Annotated in this window: 16 protein-coding genes; 8 read left to right on the forward strand and 8 right to left on the reverse strand. The window is 55.7% G+C overall.

Going from position 1 to position 18962, the window contains the following annotated elements; translation table 11 throughout:
* Positions 1-137: 137 nt before the first annotated feature.
* A complete protein-coding gene (locus RWV98_RS18115) occupies positions 138-962 on the reverse strand; it encodes a hypothetical protein (protein ID WP_317862619.1) in 825 nt (274 codons plus the stop codon).
* Positions 963-1255: 293 nt separating this feature from the next.
* Between RWV98_RS18115 and RWV98_RS18120 the strand changes: the two genes are divergently transcribed.
* Positions 1256-1714, forward strand: a complete 459-nt coding sequence (locus RWV98_RS18120) for an asparagine synthase C-terminal domain-containing protein (RefSeq protein ID WP_317862620.1) — start codon at positions 1256-1258, stop codon at positions 1712-1714.
* Positions 1715-1723: 9 nt separating this feature from the next.
* Here RWV98_RS18120 and RWV98_RS18125 read toward each other — a convergent pair whose 3' ends face one another.
* Positions 1724-2191 (reverse strand): heme-degrading domain-containing protein, encoded by a 468-nt coding sequence (locus RWV98_RS18125; RefSeq protein WP_317862622.1) that lies wholly within the window; start codon positions 2189-2191, stop codon positions 1724-1726.
* Between the two features lie 95 nt (positions 2192-2286).
* On the opposite strand from RWV98_RS18125, the gene RWV98_RS18130 reads away from it, so the two are divergent.
* Genes RWV98_RS18130 through RWV98_RS18145 form a run of 4 tightly spaced genes read left to right on the forward strand, consistent with a single transcriptional unit; the run spans position 2287 to position 4943 of the window.
* On the forward strand, positions 2287-2697 hold the full coding sequence (locus RWV98_RS18130; protein WP_280963464.1) for a hypothetical protein: 411 nt from the start codon (positions 2287-2289) through the stop codon (positions 2695-2697).
* Between the two features lie 2 nt (positions 2698-2699).
* A complete protein-coding gene (locus RWV98_RS18135; protein ID WP_317862624.1) occupies positions 2700-4127 on the forward strand; it encodes a peptidoglycan-binding protein in 1428 nt (475 codons plus the stop codon).
* Positions 4128-4379 carry a peptidoglycan-binding domain-containing protein gene (locus RWV98_RS18140; protein WP_280963466.1) on the forward strand — a complete coding sequence of 84 codons (252 nt, stop codon included), beginning with the start codon at positions 4128-4130 and terminating at the stop codon, positions 4377-4379.
* Complete coding sequence (locus RWV98_RS18145; RefSeq protein ID WP_280963467.1) at positions 4380-4943, forward strand: peptidoglycan-binding domain-containing protein; 564 nt, start codon at positions 4380-4382, stop codon at positions 4941-4943.
* Positions 4944-5278: 335 nt separating this feature from the next.
* On the opposite strand, the gene RWV98_RS18150 is transcribed toward RWV98_RS18145, so the two are convergent.
* A complete protein-coding gene (locus RWV98_RS18150; RefSeq protein WP_280963468.1) occupies positions 5279-6184 on the reverse strand; it encodes a LysR family transcriptional regulator in 906 nt (301 codons plus the stop codon).
* A 140-nt stretch (positions 6185-6324) separates the two neighbouring features.
* On the opposite strand from RWV98_RS18150, the gene RWV98_RS18155 reads away from it, so the two are divergent.
* Together RWV98_RS18155 and RWV98_RS18160 are read left to right on the forward strand one after the other, a co-directional pair.
* Positions 6325-7170: an aldo/keto reductase gene (locus RWV98_RS18155; protein ID WP_280963469.1), complete on the forward strand. Its 846-nt coding sequence runs from the start codon at positions 6325-6327 to the stop codon at positions 7168-7170.
* A gap of 13 nt (positions 7171-7183) precedes the next feature.
* Positions 7184-8029, forward strand: a complete 846-nt coding sequence (locus RWV98_RS18160) for an aldo/keto reductase (protein ID WP_317862626.1) — start codon at positions 7184-7186, stop codon at positions 8027-8029.
* Positions 8030-8237: 208 nt separating this feature from the next.
* Here RWV98_RS18160 and RWV98_RS18165 read toward each other — a convergent pair whose 3' ends face one another.
* The 5 genes from RWV98_RS18165 to RWV98_RS18185 all read right to left on the reverse strand — a co-directional run bounded on the left by RWV98_RS18165 (position 8238) and on the right by RWV98_RS18185 (position 15821).
* Positions 8238-10733 (reverse strand): transporter substrate-binding domain-containing diguanylate cyclase, encoded by a 2496-nt coding sequence (locus RWV98_RS18165; protein WP_317862628.1) that lies wholly within the window; start codon positions 10731-10733, stop codon positions 8238-8240.
* Positions 10734-11188: 455 nt separating this feature from the next.
* Positions 11189-12130 (reverse strand): sugar phosphate isomerase/epimerase family protein, encoded by a 942-nt coding sequence (locus tag RWV98_RS18170; RefSeq protein WP_317862630.1) that lies wholly within the window; start codon positions 12128-12130, stop codon positions 11189-11191.
* A 33-nt stretch (positions 12131-12163) separates the two neighbouring features.
* Positions 12164-13180, reverse strand: a complete 1017-nt coding sequence (locus RWV98_RS18175) for a Gfo/Idh/MocA family protein (protein ID WP_280963473.1) — start codon at positions 13178-13180, stop codon at positions 12164-12166.
* Between the two features lie 109 nt (positions 13181-13289).
* Positions 13290-14321, reverse strand: a complete 1032-nt coding sequence (locus RWV98_RS18180; RefSeq protein ID WP_280963474.1) for a LacI family DNA-binding transcriptional regulator — start codon at positions 14319-14321, stop codon at positions 13290-13292.
* Positions 14322-14684: 363 nt separating this feature from the next.
* Complete coding sequence (locus RWV98_RS18185; RefSeq protein ID WP_317862632.1) at positions 14685-15821, reverse strand: peptidylprolyl isomerase; 1137 nt, start codon at positions 15819-15821, stop codon at positions 14685-14687.
* Between the two features lie 465 nt (positions 15822-16286).
* Between RWV98_RS18185 and RWV98_RS18190 the strand changes: the two genes are divergently transcribed.
* On the forward strand, positions 16287-18944 hold the full coding sequence (locus RWV98_RS18190; RefSeq protein ID WP_317862633.1) for an S-layer homology domain-containing protein: 2658 nt from the start codon (positions 16287-16289) through the stop codon (positions 18942-18944).
* Positions 18945-18962 lie beyond the last annotated feature (18 nt).

An 18962-nucleotide genomic window follows, 5' to 3' on the forward strand; every position in this document is an offset into this window, starting at 1 on the left:
AAACCCTCCGTTCATAATGTCGCGCGGAAATCGGTCAAGACGCGGATCGACCGGCTATTGATAGCGCGTTTTTTTACGCGCGAAAGACCTGAGGCATCCCCTTATTGGGGATGCTCAGGCCTTTGTATCCTTTCAGATCACAGGATGACCCAACCCTCCTGGAGTTCATAGGTCAGCACATATGCGGTGGTATCGGCCGAAACGGTCACCACGGCGGCGTCGCACGTCAGGGTGATGCCGGGGGTCTCGGTCCATACGAAAGCGCCCAGATCAAGCTCGTCGCCGACGGTTGCTTCGATCGTTTGCTCTTCCATGTAAACGGTCGCTTCGCCGTCGTATACGATGCCGCACACCGTAATGGCAACAGGCGCAGCGGCCACGGGGATCTCGTTTTCCGGGATCTCTACCAAAATTTCTTCTTCCTCTGCGGGAAGCTCTTCTTCGGGAGCGATGACTTCTTCTTCGGTCGGAAGCTGCTCTTCAGGTTCGGTTACTTCGGGCTCTGCGGGAACTTCGGGCGTTACCAGCATGTCTTCGTCGACCGGCTCTTCGGACGGGGTCGCGGGCGCTTCGGATTCGGTGGCTTCGTCTTCCGCGGGAAGCTGCTCTTCGGGCTCGGTCGCTTCGGGCTCGGCCGGAACTTCCGGCGTTACCAGCATGTCTTCATCGACCGGCGCTTCAGACTCGGTCGCGGGAGCTTCGTTCTCGGCGGGCGCTTCGGGCGTTACCAGCATCTCTTCGTCGACCGGCTCTTCGGACGGAGTCGCGATCTCTTCGGACGGAGCCGCCGCTTCGGGCAGGACTACCGGAACGTTTTCTTCCACAGGGGCCGATTCTTCCGCAGCTTCCGTGATCTGCGGGGCTTGCATGTGCAGCTCGTTCTGCGGAGCGGAATCTTCCGCTGCAAACGCGAACGCGGTGCAGGTAAGGGCGACTGCCAAAAACATTGTGATCTTTTTCATGAGGAACTGCTCCCTTCCAAATAGAAACCTTATCGATCGATGATCGGAATGTTCATCTCTTTTTGATGTCTCTATTCTACAACGGGGCAGTTACATTTCGGTCACATATCCCGAAATGTACGGAAAAATTGTTTCCATTTTCAACAAAGCTTTTGCCTACTTTTTTGGTCATCTTTCATAAAAGCGCTCATGTGGCGGGTATGCACAGGCCGGTTATGTGTAAAGCGCCCGCCAAATGTCCCCACGCACGGGGCACGAAGAGGCGAGCGCTTTACGGAGTCTGTCGAAGCGTTGTGTATTCTTTTGTAACGCTGCCCGACCGCAAGGACCGCATGAGCATGTACTCCGGCCTTGAGGTCCGCGTGCCGTTCTGCGATCACCGCATCGTGGAATACGCCTACAACATGCCGTGGGATATGAAGGCGCTACATGGCCGTGAAAAGGGCATTGTGCGCAAAGCGTTCGAGCACGAGCTGCCCGAGGAGATCGTTTACCGCAAAAAGAGCCCTTACCCCAAGACCTTCCACCCGGTTTACACTGAGCTGTGCGCTTCCTATGTGCGGCGCATCTTTGCCGACGAACACTCGATCGCGGCCACGCTGTTCAACCACGACACCGTACAGGCGCTGATGCAGCAGCCCGAAAGCCTGACCGAGCCTTGGTACGGCCAACTGATGCGCACGCCGCAGATCTTCGCCTACATCGTTCAGCTGGACCGCTGGTTCAAACAGTATAAGGTGCGGCTTGCATAAACCGTGCGGTCACGCCTTGAAATGCTCGGCCAGTGTGTTGATAATCAGCTGGTGATCGTCCAGATGGGGCAGGCCGGAAACGCAGATCGAGCCGATCATGCCCGTGCCGCGCAGCAGGATCGGGAAGCCGCCGCCGCACGCGGCGTAATCATTTGCTGAAAGCTTGCGGCTTTCCAGCGTATCGCCGCCCGCTTCCATCCACGCCATGAAGCGCAGCGAGGACATTTCCATCAGTTCTACCGAGCGGCGCTTGCGGGCAAGCCAAAGCGCGTTGTCCGCGGTCGCGCCCTCCGGCAGGTAACGGAACACGGTCAGCCCGCCGATGGAGATTTCGATGCCGACCGGCTGGCCGAAGGGCTTTGCATTTTCATGAAGCGCAAGGCCGAGCGCAAGAGCGTCCTCCCGCGTAAAATGATCGAACTGAAAGGTTTTTTCCTGCTCTTCGCACATCGCGAGCAGCGTTTGATTATCCTGCATAAACTTGTCCATTCCTTTCCTGATAGGTGATCAAAATCCCTATTACCATTTCATTATAATGCACGCCCATCCGGAACACAAGGAGGTTTTTCCAAATGGAGGACGGAATATCCGTTTTGCGGGTCCTCGTTACGACCGCGCTCGGCGCGGTGCCGGTGCCAAACGCCGTTGTCACGGTATCCACGCCGGTGGATGAAGCCGGGAATTCCACGCTTTTATACTCGGTACAGACCGATCAGAGCGGCATGACGCCGCCGATGGAGCTGGCGGCGCCGCCGCGCGCGGCTTCGCTCACGCCCGGCGGCGGCAGGCCCTTTAGCCTGTATACCGTACAGGTCGACCATCCAGACTTCACGCCGCTCGCCGCCTTAAACGTCACCGCGTTTTCCGGCATTCCCGCCGTGCTGCCGATTACGCTGACGCCGCTGCCTGAAACCGCCAACACAGCCCCGCAGCAGTTAACCGCGGAAACCAACCCACAGGCTTTGTCAGAACAGGAGGGATAACCTTGGCTACAACCCCGGTCGTCATTCCTGAAACGATCACCGTGCATCTGGGCGCGCCCTCGGCGCCCGCGCAGAACATTACGGTGCCGTTTGATGAATACATTAAAAACGTCGCTTCCAGCGAAATCTATCCGACCTGGCCCGAGGAGGCCATCCGCGCCAACATTTACGCGCAGGTCTCTTATGTGCTCAACCGTGTGTTCACCGAATGGTACCGCGCGCAGGGCTACGATTTCGATATCACCAACTCGACCCGTTACGACCAAAGCTATGTGCCCGGCCGCGATATTTTTGAGAACATTTCCACCATTGTGGACGATGTATTCAACAACTATTTGACGCGCGGCGACGCGATCGAGCCGCTCTTTGCCCAGTACTGCAACGGCACCACGACCACCTGCCCCGGCGGCCTATCCCAGTGGGGCACGGTGCCGCTGGCCGAGCAGGGCCTATCGGCGGAGGATATCATCCGCTCGTTCTATGGGGACGACATCAACTTTGTGCGCGACGCGCCCGTTTCCCCCAACCTCGGCGGGTCGTGGCCGGGCGTGACCTTTCGGCTGGGCGACGTCAACGAGGATGTGCGCACCATCCAGAACCGCCTGAACCGTATTTCCACCAACTATCCCAATATCCCTAAGATATACCCGGTCGACGGCGTGTTCGATTCCAACACCGAAAACGCCGTGCGCGCGTTCCAGCGCCAATTCAACCTGACCGCAGACGGGCTGGTGGGCAAGGCGACCTGGTACCGCATTGCGTTTATCTATAACAATATCAAACGCCTTTCCGAACTGGACAGCGAGGGGCTGACGCTTGCCGACGTATCCCGCCAATACCCCACCGAGCTGAGCGAGGGGATGACCGGCTCCGGCGTGCAAATCCTGCAATACTTCCTCGCGGTGGTGGGCGAATATTACGACGAACTGCCGCGCTGGCAGCCCGCCGAGGTGAACGGCGTATTCGGCCCCAAAACCCGGCAGGCCGTAATAGACTATCAGCGGATGATGGGCCTGCCGCAGACCGGCGTGGTCGACCGGCCGACGTGGGACGCGCTCGTGTCCACCTATGAATCGGTTTTGCGCATCAGGCCGGTGAACGAATGGCTGCCCGAGATCGCGGGTTTTCCGGAAATCTTCCTTGTCATGGGCATGCGGGGCGACGCGGTGCGGCGCGCGCAGGAGCTGATCAACATCATTGCGCGCGGCTATCCCGAGGTGCCGCCCGTCGATCCGGACGGCATATACGGCCCGGCGACGCGCGACTCCGTATCCGTCATTCAGTCCCTGCTCGGCTTTCCCGCGAGCGGCACCATAGGCCCGCTGACCTGGGAAGGCATGAGCCGCCTTGCCGAGGATGTGGAGGCAGGCAGCCGGACGAGCGAAGGGCAGTATCCCGGCTATACCGTCGGAGAGGAGGGCACCGCCTAAATGTATACGGAAGAGCAATACAAAAAACACATATTTGATTTGCAGCGCTTTCTGCGGCGCATCCAGCTCGCGGCCAACCACGCCGCCCCGTTGGTGCCGGACGGCGTATACGGCCCGGAGACCAACGCCGCGGTGCGTGAATTCCAGCGTATGAACGACTTGCCCGTAACCGGTACGGCAGACTATGAAACTTGGACGCTGATCTACCAGCAGTACACCCGCCTTGCCGCCGGAGAGGGGGCCGACACATAAATGTATACGGAAGCGCAACTCCGGGAGCATATCTATGACCTGCAGCGGTTTTTACGCCGCATCCAGCTGGAAGCCAACCATGCCGCCCCCTTGGTGCCGGACGGGGTTTACGGCCCGGAGACCGCGGCCGCCGTGCGTGAATTCCAACGCATCAACGGCCTGCCCGTGACCGGCACGGCGGACTTTGCCACTTGGACGCTGATCTATGAGCAATACGCCATTCTCGCCGCGGGCGACGGTTTCCCGGTATGCACACAGTTTTTCCCGCCCGATTCGGACGCCACGCTGTCGCCGGGCGAAAAGGGATATTCGGTCTATGCCCTGCAGCTTATTTTAAACACGCTGGCCACGCACTTTGCAGACGCGCAGCGCGTGCCGGTCACCGGGGTGTACGATGAGAACACCACCGCTGCGGTAAAGCATGCGCAAGCGCATTTTAAGCTCCCCCAAACCGGCGTGACCGACCGCGATACTTGGGATGCGCTCGCGTCGTTCCACAATGTCTATCACCACCGTCCTCCCCTTTCCTGGACGCTGGCGGATCAGGAGCAGCCGCCCTGTTAAAAGCGCAAAAAAATCGCGCCACATGTTCAAATAAGCTCCGTGATAACACTCAGATTTTCGCTGCGGCAGGACGTCCGCTTCGCTCCCGCCGATAAACAATCTCTCTTTCCTCATTCATTAAAAAGCCTGACAGACCAAGCGCGTTGTACGCCGGGTGTGTCAGGCTTTGCTTCTATTCGTTCAGCTTTTACGGATTGGACTTTTCTGCTGATCGTTCAGAATAACGGGTTTGCGCACTACTGCCCAGTGAATGAAAACAGCGTCACTATTGCGCCCTCGGATCATTTCACGACTTAGAAAAACGTAGCGGATTTAGCCGTTTTATCAACCGTTTATTATAATGAACGCTTATTCTCAATCGCCTGTTTGATGATATTGAGAAAAGCGGCAACCTCATCAGAGGGATTTTGTGAATAGAGGAGGCCGTAGGAAACCGTATAATCCCATTCCACCGGGAGCGTCACAAGCGAAGGATGAATATCCGCCCATGCGTCAAGAGTTAGTAGCAGCGAGCCGGTTACTTCGCAAGCGTTAAAGGTTTCCATGTCGTAAAAATAAGGGGCATCCTCTATGAGTATCTGAGGGTGCGTCATTTTTAATATTTCCCTAAGCTTATCGAGATACAGCGCGTCTCCGCTTTTTACCACCACCAAATGTTCACCGTGTAAATCGTTCAAAGATAACTTTGTTTGGGATGCAAGCCGGTGATTCCGCGGAACCGCAATACAGAGCGGATAGCGACCCAGTTCATGGAACTTACTCATGCGCAGCATTTGCTGTGAGCCGAATACGCCAACCATAAAATCCATTGTAGTCCCTAGAGAGGCGACGACTGACAGAATATGTTCGTGATCATCACTATAAGGGACTATTTTGATCCTGTATTCCGTGCAGTCGGGCCGTATCGTATTCCATAAGTTGATCAATACATTGCCGGGATTTAAAAAGGACGAACCCACACGGATCGTTTTCATTTCGTTCTGCTGGATTGCTCTTGCTTGCAAGACGGCATCTTCTGACTCTGCAATGAACCTTCTTGCCGCTTTATAGATGAATTTTCCAGCTTCGGTTACTTCAATACCCCGATTGGTACGTTTTAAAAGAGTCACGCCCAGCCGTTCTTCCAACGCATTCATCTGTTTCATAATGGAGGCGGGCGTAACAAACAAGTCCTCTGCCGCTTTTGATAAACTCCCTCTGTCCGCAACTTGAATAAAGGTCTTTATCTGCTGACTGTACATGAATCACTCCGCCCCTCGTATTTACTTTTGGTAAATGCATCATATCATTTTTGGTCATTCCATGTCAAGGTAAATGCAGATACAATAAGAATAAAGAAATGCCAGCCGCTAAACAAATCTAATGCGAGGAGAACAAAAATATGGAGTACATTACTTTGAACAATGGGGTAGAAATGCCCATGTTGGGCTACGGAACCTTCCAGATACCGGCTGCGAACACGGCCCGTTGCGTACTGGACGCGATCTCCGTGGGCTATCGCAGCATCGATACCGCACAGGGGTATTTTAACGAGGAAGGGGTGGGGGAAGCTGTCAGCAAATGCGGCATAGCCCGTGAGGAACTGTTTCTAACCACAAAAATCTGGGTTTCCAACAGCGGATATGATAGAGCCAAAACATCCATTGATGCGTCGCTTCGCAAGCTGAAAACAGGCTATGTGGATTTGATGCTGATTCATCAGCCTTTTGGCGATTACTACGGCTCTTACCGCGCGATGGAGGAAGCGTATAAAGCAGGGAAAATTCGTGCCATCGGTGTCAGCAATTTTATGCCTGACCGGTTCATCGACATTGCCGGATTCATGGAGATCACACCGGCGGTCAATCAGTTAGAGGTACATGTGTTCCAGCAGCAGAAAATCGCAAGAGAAATTTTGCAAAAACATGGAACACAGTTAATGGCGTGGTCGCCGCTGGCGCAAGGCAAAAATGGGCTGTTTACCAATGAAACTCTGACTATGATCGGAGAAAAGTATGGAAAGACGGCGGCACAGGTCAATCTGCGTTTTCTGATACAGTCCGGCATTGTTATCATTCCAAAGTCCACTCACAGGGAACGCATGGAGGAAAACTTCGCATTATTTGACTTTAAGCTAACCGATGAGGAAATGTGCGAACTGAAAACGCTGGATTTAGGCCGGAGCCAGTTCATCGACCATCATGCTCCGGAAGTGGCGGAGATGTTTGTCGGGGCAGGAAAAATGTAAGGAGGCTAGAAAAATGCAATATTTAGAATTATCCAATGGGGTGAAAATCCCGCAGATCGGTTTTGGAGTTTATCAAATCCCGGATTATGAGCAAGCGAAAAAAGCTGTCCTAGCAGCGCTGAAAACCGGCTACCGACTGATTGACACCGCGCAGGGCTATATGAATGAAAAGGCTGTTGGCGATGCAATCAGGGAGAGCGGGATTCCGAGGGAAGAAGTCTTTATCACGAGCAAGCTCTGGCTTCAGGATTTTTCCTTTGAGGGGGCGCAGTCTGCAACACAGACTACGCTGGAGCGGCTTGGCTACGACTATATCGACCTAATGCTCCTGCACCAGCCTATGGGCGATTATATCGGGGCCTGGAGAGGACTTGAGAAACTCTACAAGGAGGGAAAGATTAAAGCGATCGGTATGGCGAACTGTTATCCCCATGTGCTTGCCGACCTCTGCGAAACCTTTGCAATCAAACCGATGATCAATCAGGTGGAGATGCACCCCTTCTTCCAGCAGCAGCTTAATCTGGATACCATGAAGGAATACGGCGTTATTCCCGAAGCATGGGCGCCGTTTAACGAGGGCAACCGGAATTTCTTTACCAATCCGATTCTCATGGAGATTGGAAAAAAGTATGGAAAGACAGCGGCGCAGGTGGCGCTCCGCTGGAACCTACAGCGAGGCGTAATCGTCATTCCGAAAACCGTTCACGAGGACAGAATGAAGCAAAATCTCGATGTGTTTGATTTTGTTCTTTCCAAAGCGGATATGGAGCAGATCGGGACAATGGATATCGGCCACAGCGAAATCGTAAATCACTTTGATCCGCAGTGGATCAAACTGTTACATTCTTTAAAGTTTTAAGTATTCATTTATTATATCAGCAAAACAGCCGTTTTATTGGTTTGACGGCAAATCGCCGCAGGGGATCACACAATTTCCCTGTCCAGAAAAAACGCGGCCTCCTTGATATCATGATTTACAATTTAACCAGTTTCGTTTCGGCTATGTGCCTTGACTAACTTGTTCCTCGTAAATATTCTTATCAAGAAGACCGCTTGGCATAATTTTTCTATTTTTCTTCGTCTGAAAGACGGTAGCAGTCGCGGCCCGCGGCCTTGGCCGCGTAAAGGGCCTTATCCGCCTCGGTGTACACTTCGTTGAAGCTTTGACCGCTGTTCGTCAGCGACGCGCCTAAGCTGATGGTGAGCGACGCGCCGTCCGGCATGACGATATCGTGCGCTTCGCGCGTCAGGAGCGCGCACTTTTGGCGCAGCGCGTCGCGGTGTTTCAGCCGGTGCATATAGACCACGAATTCGTCGCCGCCCGACCTGCCGACGACATCGCAATCGCGGAAGCTGCGCTGCAACATCGCGGCGACCTGCTGCAGCGCCTCGTCGCCCTGCAAATGGCCATAATTGTCGTTTACCTCTTTAAAATGATCCACATCCAGCAGCAACAGCGCGCCATGCTGTCCATCCGGCATTTCGGACAGGTATTCGCCGACCAGCTGCCGCACGGCGGCGGCGTGGAACACGCCGGTCAGCCCGTCGCGCTCGGCGCGCTGCCGCAGCAGGTCCTTTTCCCGCTTTTCCTCATCGATCACATTGATCTTACCGATCATGCCCACCGGCTTGCCCGTCTCGTCGCGCAGGGCCTGCTGCACGATACGCAGCCAGTGCTGCTGTCCGTCGATTCCGGCCATGCGCAATTCATGCGTGCCATCCTTGCCCTCTTCCAGAAAGGAACGGAATTTATCCCGATCTTCTTGCGACCACGTGCTGGACGCGGAAGTGCGATAGTCATATCGGAGTAACGCTTCGCTTTCTCCATCCCCCGTGTCGTTCGGGTTTGATACGAGCAGCGTTTGGGTGGCGTTATCATATTCAAAGAAATATTCCTGCGTCAACTGATAAATTTGCAGGCGCTTTTTCAGTTCCAGCGCATTTTTCTTTTCTGAACGCACACGCTGCACAAGGTTAAAGCCCAAAAGCGCCACGACCAACCCGCAAAACAGCATGACAAACAGTACGCTTTCCGCCGGGTGCTCCTTCATAAAGCTCCACAGGGTGGTCCTTCGGTAGGTAACCGTATTGCGGTAGACCATCGCCCGAAGCTCTTCCTCGGGTATGACGAGCAGCGCCTTGTTCATAATGCTCAAAAGCTGCTTGTGACCCGGCATGGCCACGCCAAAGCAGATTTCGCGCGGCTCGTCCGTCTGCGGCACCATACGCAGGTTGCCAAGGGCGGACTGATTCAAATAATACTGAGCGGCATAGCCGTCCGCATAGGTAAAATCGGCTTCGCCCTTACTGACCGCGCGGATGCAGTCCTCAAACGAGTCGTAAAACTGCGTTTTTCCGTCATAAGCAAAGCTATGGAGTGTTCCTTCCGGCACGGCAAGCGTTTTGCCTTCCATGCTGCCGTCCCAATCCTGCCGCATCAGCAAAACATATTGCGAGGATGCGTACGCATGCGTCATCGAAACGCCGTTTTCACGGGCCAGCGTGTAATTGTACGTCATACCGGCCACCATGTCTACCTTGCCGTCCCGCGCAAGCTCCATCAGTCCGCTTTCCGTGGATACCGGCACCAGCTCGAAGGTGAGCCCGGTTTGCTCCCCGATATACTGCAATAGCGCGGGCGCCAGCCCGGTCGTACTCCCATCTTCCGCATTGCGGTATTGAAACGGCGGTTCGTCCGTGCGCACCGCGACGCGGATCGCGCCGGTCGTGCGGATATACTGCTCCTCTTCATCCGTCAGCAGAAGATCTTCATTTTTGGGGGTAAAATACTTTTCCTGCAAGGAAATGGTGAAATACGGATCGATCTGCTGAATGCTCATGATCGCGGCGTTCAGCTCCTGCATCAGGCCCGGCTCCGCTTGCTTGGAAAGGACGAAATAAAAGGGCTTGGGCGCAAACTCCGCGATCGTCCGCATGCCGGGCATCGCGTTCAGGCTGGTATTGATCATGGCGTCCGCCCGGCCGGAAAGCACCGCGTCGATCAGCTCATCTTCTGTTTCGCACTCCACATAGCTGACGTGCAGCAGATTGATCTTTGCGTATTCCTCAAGCTCCTGCCTGCGCTGTACGCTTTTCCCATATACCGCAACGGTGAGCTGCTGCTCCTGCTGCGCGTCGATCACAATGCTGTCCGGCTGGTTGTGCGGCACCTGCAAAACAGTTTTTACCGTGCCGTAGCTATGGCCGGAATAGTCGTACAGGCTGTTCATCTCTTCGCTGAACAGCATACCGCCCATCAGGTCGACCTCGCCCTTTTGCAGCATATCCAGCAGCGTGGTCAGGCTGTTATCGATATCGCCGGGCACCTCGACAAATTCATACTGCCAGCCGGTGTACTGCGCCACCTCCTGCAAATACTCATAGGTATAGCCGGAATAATTTCCGTTTTCATCCCGTTCGCTCAATCCGGCTTGGATTGGATAGGCGACGCGGACCGTGCGTCCCCCCTGCTTTGTATCGGCGGCGAGTCCATATGGCAGCATGGCAAACAGCATAACGGCGGCCATCACCACGGCGGCAATGCGTTTCAAGCCTTTCGCCATATGATCCCACTTCCTTTCCCCGACAGCCGCGCAAACAGCCGCCTCTTACTTATATTTCTTTTATTATATAGAACCTGGCAACAAAGTACAAGGGGTACTTGCCAAACATACGCGGCAAAAGCCGGTGGAACGATGTTCCACCGGCTGAGGCTGTCGAAAAATAGTTTTTCGACAGCCTTCGATCGAAACAAAGCCCCATTTCGATCGAGATTCCGGCTTCTGCGCGCGCCTTTCAGGCACACTTGAAGTCGGTTTGTATAGCCCGTAGGCCTCTATCCATTAACCGCCGCTTTGCGGCGATTAAATGAGAGCAAACCGAGATACATGCTCCCGGTTTTTATGGATTTTGCCGCTTGCGTCGAAATCCTATTATATACACGCTGCGGCGTGAGGACTTTTTCCACAGACTGAGCCGGTGGAACGATGTTCCACCGGCTCTTGCGCGATTATAAACCTTACAGGCTGATCGTCTGCTTGAGCGCATCGACCGAGGTAACGACGCCCGCCTCGGTGGACATCGTGAAATCCTCCATTTCGAGCGATACGTCGCCGTTGTAGCCCATCATGCGGACAACGGAGAAGAATTCCTTCCACCACTGCAAATCCTTGCCGCAGCCGACGGCCACATAGTTCCATGTGCGGGACGCGGTATCGTGCACGTCCTTCCACTCGGTCAGGCCGTTTACCTCCGCCATGCCGCGCTCGATGCGGGTATCCTTGCCATGCACATGGTAGATGGCGCCCTTCAGCGCGCGGGCGGAGTGGATCGGGTCCGCGCCATAGGCGATCAGGTGCGACGGATCGAGGTTGATGCCGATGATATCGTCGCCCACGCCCTCGCGCAGGTGCCAGAACGATTCCGGATTGTGCACCATCATGCAGGGGAACTCTTCGATCGCGATCTTTTCAAGGCCGTGCGCATGGCAGAACGCGGCGAACTCTTTCCACCACGCAATGGTCGTCTTCCACTGGTAGTCTACCGCGGGCTGCATGTAAGCGGTCATCGTGACGCTGGAGGTGATCCAGTTCGGCGTGACATCGTTTTCGCTGCCGGCAGGCAGGCCGGACATACACACGATCTTCTTCACGCCCATTTTTTCCGCCAGCAGCACGCAGCGGCGCATGGACTCATCATATTGTTTGCCGGTCTCACACGGCCAAAGCGGGTTGCACGAGGTATTGAGCGCCGAAATGCGCATGCCGCGCTTGTCGAGCTCCGCCATGTACGCGGCGAGCTTGTTATCGTCCGCCAGCAGTTCCTCGGTCGGGCAGTGGGTGCGCGCGCCCCAGCCGCCCGCGGTCATTTCGACCGCGTCGACGCCAAGGCTTTTGACCTTGTCAAGCATTTCCGTATAGGACAATTCGGCATATACATCGGTGCAAATGGAAAGCTGCATCTTACTCGTTCTCCTTCTTTATATACGGTCGGCTTACTTCTGGTAGAAGGCCGGCATCTCGTCGTAGTGTACGTCCACGATGGTCTGGGTATCGCGCGCCTTGGAAGCCGCGGCGGCGGCAACCTGACAGGCATAGCCGTCCCAAGCGGAGGGGCCGTCCACGCGGCCGGCCTTGCAGGCGTTGATCCACTCTTGGAACTCCACGTTGTAGGCTTCGGTGAAGCGGGTGGACCAATCGGCGTCTACCGCGTTGCCGCGCACTGTGTCCGCCAGAACCTCGATGGTGGCGGGCTTGGGCAGGTTAAGGATCGCGTCCTCACAGACGACCTCGCAGCGGATATCGTAGCACTGGCCGTTGCACACGAAGGATTCCACATCGATGCGCACGCCGGATTTGGTGGTCAGCACCATGACCTGCGGATCGTGCAGGCCTTCCTTGGCCTTGCGGGTCGCCTTGCCGTAGCGCACTTCCGCCGTGGCGTAATCCTCGCCCAGCAGCCAGCGCAGCACGTCGATCTCGTGCACCATCGAATTTTCCACCGCGGAGGCGTTGTCCCACGGCTCGGTCACGTCCGGGTTGCGGTGCGCGCAGTGCAGCAGCAGCGGCTCGCCGTACTTGCGGCTCCGGATCACTTCCTTGAGCTGACGGTAGCCCGGATCATAGCGGCGCATAAAGCCGACCTGAACGAGCTGCTTGCCCGCGTTCATTTCCGCTTCCACAATGCGCTTGCAGGCTTCCGCCGACGGCGCGAGCGGCTTTTCGCAGAATACGTACTTGCCCGCGGCAACGGCGGCCAGCACATACTGCTCGTGGTAAGCGTCGCTCGTGGTGACCACGACCGCGTCGATATCCGGGGACGCGGCCAGCTCTTCACCGGATTCATATGCCTTCAGCGCATACTTTTCCGCGACCGACTTGCAGAAATCCACGTTTGCATCCGCGCACGCGATCACCTTCGCGCCCGACAGTCTGGTGTTGATCCGCTCGATGTGGGTACGGCCGATCGCGCCAGTACCGATCACGCCTACTCGCAGTACCTGATTTTCCATTTTTTCTTCCTCCTATAACACGGATGGTTTATATATTACGAGCTCGTGCTCGTAATCCTGCAAAAGAGAGACGCACACCCGGTTTACGATGCGCGGATGTGGTCTCGCTTTAAAGAAGGCTTTCCTTTACCAGTATTTTAATTTCCGTAAATTGCAGCGCCGGGCTTGGCGTGGCGCCAAAGATCAGCCGGTCCATGAGCAGCTGCAGTCCGTTCCTGCCCTGTGCGTGCAGGTCGGAACCCAACGTGCAGTCGACCACTTCCTCCTGCATCAGCGAAAGGATTTCGGGATAATCCTCGTGTGAAAGCACCTTTATCTCAAGCGCCCTGCCGGATTCCTTCAGCGCCCGGCCCACCTCGGCCACGCCGCCGCAGGTAATATACAGCCCGTTCAGATCAGGCTGACGCCGCAGCAGCTCCAGCATTTTGCGGTAGGTGATCTCCTTGTTTTCCAGACTTTCCACGTGATCGACGATCTCGATCGCAGGGTAATGCTTTGCCATGAACTCGCCGAAGCCCAATTCGCGGATTCTTATGTAATAGTCGTTATTTTCGCTCGCGATGGAGCTGGTCACGACGGCGACCTTGCCCCGCCCGCCTAAAAACTGGCCGAGCAGGCGTCCCGCCACTTTGCTTGCGTGTTTGGCGTTCTGCCCCACATGGCAGACGCGCGCGCAGTTTTCAATATCGGTATTGATGGTGACTACCGGAATGCCGCGCTGCGCGGCCCGGTCGATCGCCCGGCGGACGCGTTCGGAGTTAAGCGGGCTGAGCAAAATGCCATCCGCCTCGTCCTGCATGGCCTGTTCGATCAGCGCGCACTGCCGGTCCACATCGCCGAAGGGACCCAAGCGGCAGGACGCCGTGATATCGAACCCCGCCATACCGGCGGCGCCTTGCTCGATCCCCTGACGCAAATACGGCGCGGCGTCCACATCCATTAAAACAGCCGCGATGCGGTAGGTTTTGCCCTGCTTTTGCAGCGCGCGGCCGGTTGGGTTTGGGGTGTAGCCCACTTCATCGATGATCTGCTGGATACGCTGGCGCACTTCGTCGCTCACGCCAACGCGGTGATGCAGCACCTTATCCACCGTAGCGCGGTGAACGCCCGCCATCTCCGCGATCTCTTTGATCGTAATCATAATTTCTCACACCTGTCGCAGGAAAGAGCTCGAGCTCTTTTATTAGCGAGCACGTGCTCGCTCCTTACAAGTTCATTATTATCCTTTTGTCTCGGAATGTCAATGCCCTTTTTTCACTTTTCTTCTTTTCATGAATGCTGCACAAACCGGCTGCACTCTTTTTATATAAAACAGCAACGGCGCGTTGCAAAATAAAAGAATGTTCCAAATCCTTGTCATTCTGAGGAGCGAAGCGACGAGGAATCTCGCGCGAACGCGCGAAACCCACGTAAAATCCGCGCATTCGCGCGAGATTCTTCACTTCGTTCAGAATGACATACGAAAATTCTTCTATTCTGCAACGCGCCGTTGTTTTATTTCCGTTTATTCCGCGGCGGCAGCGTCGCCTTCGGCGGGCGTTTCAGCCGGAGCGTCCTCCGCGCCGGTCTGCTCGGCCGGCTTCTTGATCGGCGCATAGTCGTACACGGTCTGATAAGTGACCTTGTCGTACTCGTCCGTCGTCTGCACATCGGCCTCGCTCACCCACTGGTTGAGCAGCTCGTCGATATTCTTGCCCATGCCCATCACGATCGCGGAACGGTAGTTTTCCAGTTCGCCGTCATAATCGACCGGGATGCGCTTGATGATGTGATAGCCGTAATCCGTCTGCACCAGACCGGAGGTCTCGCCCTCGCCCAACGCCTTCGCGGCCTCGTAGAATGCGGGCATCATATCGCCTTCGGTGAAGATATAGCCGTCCGGATTACCGGCAAGGCCGGAATCCTCGCTCTTTTCGTTCATTACGGTATCAAAATCCTCGCCGCCGTTCAGGCGGTCCAGCACCGCTTGCGCTTCGGCCTTGGCCTCTTCCTCGGTGCGGATCTGGTTGCCCTGCGCATCCATGGTCTGGATCAGGATGTGCTTGGCGGCCAGATAGTTATCCTTAAAGTACTGCATCAGCTCTTCATCGCTGGGCAGGGCCACGCCGTTTTCGCCGAAATAGTATTCGTTCAGCTTGGAGAAGCAAGCCGAGGATACCATATAGTTATCATAGAACTGATCGGAAAAGCCAAACTGCGCGATGCGGTCCAGATATTCCTGCTTGCCGCCCGCGTTTTTGATTGCGACGCGGCGGTCGTCGCTCAGCTTCTTCTTGTCCCGCGCGCTCAGGGTAAGGCCGGCTTCGTTGAACTTCTCCTGCACGACGCGGACAAACACAGCCTGACTTCTTGCCATCTCAGGCATGGCGGGGCCCATCATGGCGGCGGCGTCCGGGTCGTCCCACATGCCGGTCATGCCGTAGGCCGCGTACATCTGCTCATAGTACTTCATCATATACAGCATATAGCTCGCGAATTCATCCGCCTTGACCTCGCTGCCGTTTACGGTCATCACGACCGGGGAATCGCTTTTGTTTTCGCGGTAATCCACCGCATAAGCCTGTGTATACGCCACGGTAGCGCCCAGCGATACACAAAGCATGATCGCCAAAGACACAATACGCTTTCCAATTTGCTTCATGAAATCAGACTCTCCTTATTCATACCTAAATCCCGATATAAAAGTAATATTCGGTTGCACACTTCGGTTATTATAGCACCACGACACGCAAAACACAAGTATGGACACAAAATCATCACAATTTGCGAGCTGCCGGACGGACGCCGCGACCCCAATATTTCGACTTGCAAAGAATTTTTCCGCTCCACCAAACCAAAAGCACCACATAATGTGAATTATGTGGTGCTTTTATTGATAACTCAGTAGCATTGTAGCATAATCCTTCCAATATAGCAATGGGTATTTCTCTTTATTTTGTGGAAACCCCACAAAGCTAAATGCAAATTTCAGAAGTCAAAAGTATCTTGTAATAGAAAAAACACCACATAATTCACATTATGTGGTAGACAACCATTTTTGGGGGGCGATGCCGTCTGACACTCACAAGAAGGGACAAAACAAAAAAATTCAGAACGGAGTGATTCAATGAAGTTACACAGAAAACTGGCCGGGCTGGTCTCGGCCGCGGTCGTGCTGTCCTCGCTGAGCGTGGGCGCGTTCGCCGCTTCGCCGTCGGACTTTGCCGACATGCCGAGCGACTGGTCGCGCCCCGCCTTGGAAAACGCGATTAACAACGGCCTGCTGAACGGTTCGGACGGCAAGATCAACGCCTCCGGCCTGCTCACCCGCGCGGAGCTGGCCGCCATCGTCAACCGCGCCTTCGGCGCGACCAAGACGGCGGATATTTCCGCCTATACCGATGTTCCGGCGAGCGCTTGGTACTATGCGGATATGCAAAAGGCCGTACATATGGGCACCTTTGAGGGCTCGAACGGCAAGCTCAGCCCGGCCAGCGCCATCACCCGGCAGGAAGCGTTCACCGTGCTGGCGCGCGCGTTCAGCCTAGCGGACGGCAGCGCTTCTTCCCTCTCGAAGTTCTCGGACGCTTCGGCTGTTTCCTCGTGGGCCAAGGGCCCGGTCGCGGCGCTTACCGAGGCGGGTTATGTGAACGGTTCGGGCGGCAAACTCAATCCGACCGCTTCGATCACCCGCGCGGAGTTCGCGCAGATCGCGGACAACCTCGTTTCCGCCTACCTGCCCAAGGAATACACGGGCACGGCGGACGGCAACGCGATGGTGCGTGAAGCGGGCGCGGTGCTCGACAAGGCCGACATCAAGGGCGATCTGATCCTTGGCGACGGCGTGGACGATGGCAACGTCACCATTCGGGACAGTAAGGTTGCCGGCCGTCTGGTCGTGCGCGGCGGCGGCGTACACTCGATCATTATTTCCGGCTCGACCGAGATCGGCACGGTCGTTGTTTCCAAGGTCGACGGCAACGTGCGCGTCGCGACCGAGGGCAACGCCAAGGTGCAGACCATCGTCGTGGACGACGGTAAGGACGATGTGATCATCGAAGGCACGGTAGGCAAGGTCGAAATCGCATCGGCCAACGTGCCGGTCGTGCTGCAAAACGCCAAGGTGGACGAGGTCGTCGTCTCCGCGGCCGGTGCGGATGTGACCGTGGACAAAAACTCCACCGTCAAGACCGTTACCGTGGACAGTGCCGCCGCGAACACGGCGCTGACCGTAGCGGGCAAGGTCGATACCGTGGCCGTACAGGGCGACAACACGACTGTGACCGCCGAAAAGGGCGCGACGATCGCCAAGGTACAGACCGCCGCCGCGAACACCGAAGTCAAGGGCGACGGCAAGGTGACCAAGGTAGAGGCGCAGGCAGGCTCGACCGGCGCGAAGGTAACGACCCCCGGCACCTCCATCACCGTTGATAAGGGCGCGGACGCGGTCAAGACCGATAAGGGCACGGTAGAACCCGGCAAGACCGGTTCGACCAGCGGCACGACCACCGGCGGCGGTGGCGGTGGCGGCGGTGGTTCGTCCACCACGACGGAAACGCTTGAGGGTTATCTCCCCGCTCCGCTGGCCGACGGCGCTGTAACGGATTATAAGGTAGATGTGACCAAGACCTCGAACCGTGATTATATCGACGTTAAGGTGAGCGGCACCAACCTGCAATATTCGCTGAACGCGGACACGACCTATCATCTGAACGACGATACCACCGCTGTCGGCGGCTTCTGGGCTGGCGTTGCGGTACCCGTTCCGGAAAAGGCTGATGCCGCGCATACACAGTTTAGCTGGACGGCCAAAGACTGGGCGGACGCGGAGACTTCTGCGCGTGCGTTTAAGGCAATAGACGGCCAAAGCTATGTTGTGGTGTACAGCGACTTGAGCATGACAGATAAGGCCGACCACCTGCAAATCGTCTGGAAGGACGCCGAGGGCAAGGAACTTTCGACCCAAAAATTTGTTCTGGATTATTCCGGTGTGACCGTCGATAAAGCAAGCAAGCCCGTTGCAGTCACGTGGACTATTGGCGAGGTGCTGGTCAAGACCGACTGGGTACGTACTGGCACCGTGGCGACCCTGCCCACCGATGCGGAACTTGCCTCGGCTGGGATAACTGTTCCAGAAGGGCAACAACTTGTTTGGTTCCTAAACGGCGAAATCTACAAGGATACCGCGATTGCCGATACCTCCGCGATCGTCGGCGTGATCGGTTCGGACAAGTTTTCCGGTGGCAACGGCACGGCAGACTATCCCTATATCGTGATGACTGCTGATCAATTTGCAGAGATCGCTAGCCTTTCGGAAGATATGAAAAGCAACGCTCTATCCTTTAAATTAGGCGCGGATGTTGACCTTTCGGCAGTGGACAAAACCTTTAACATCCCCTATTTCGCGGGTTCTTTTGATGGTAACGGACACAAGCTGACCGTGGATAAGGCCAATTATAAGCAGAACACCGAATTGTTCGAAATCGCGTTTAACGCTGTTTTCAAGGATTTGACACTGGATTATGTGGATACGCCCTATTCTTTGATCGGTTACGCAAAGGGAGACAGTATTCAGTTTGTCAACGTGGATGTTGAGGGCCGTATGAATTTTGGCGCCAGCAATAACTCCACCGCTTACATCTGGCTCACGCTTGCCGCACGAACCAGCTTTGAGGATTGCGATAACCGTGCGGCTCTGACCAATACCGATAACTCCGACACCAAAAAAGGTACCCTGGAACGCTGTATTTGTAGGCGGCTCTGTGGCTTCGGCAATATCTTTTAAGGACTGCAACAACTACGG

Origin of the sequence: Agathobaculum sp. NTUH-O15-33, from assembly GCF_033193315.1 — a bacterium.
In the GTDB taxonomy this organism is placed as follows: domain Bacteria; phylum Bacillota; class Clostridia; order Oscillospirales; family Butyricicoccaceae; genus Agathobaculum; species Agathobaculum faecihominis_A.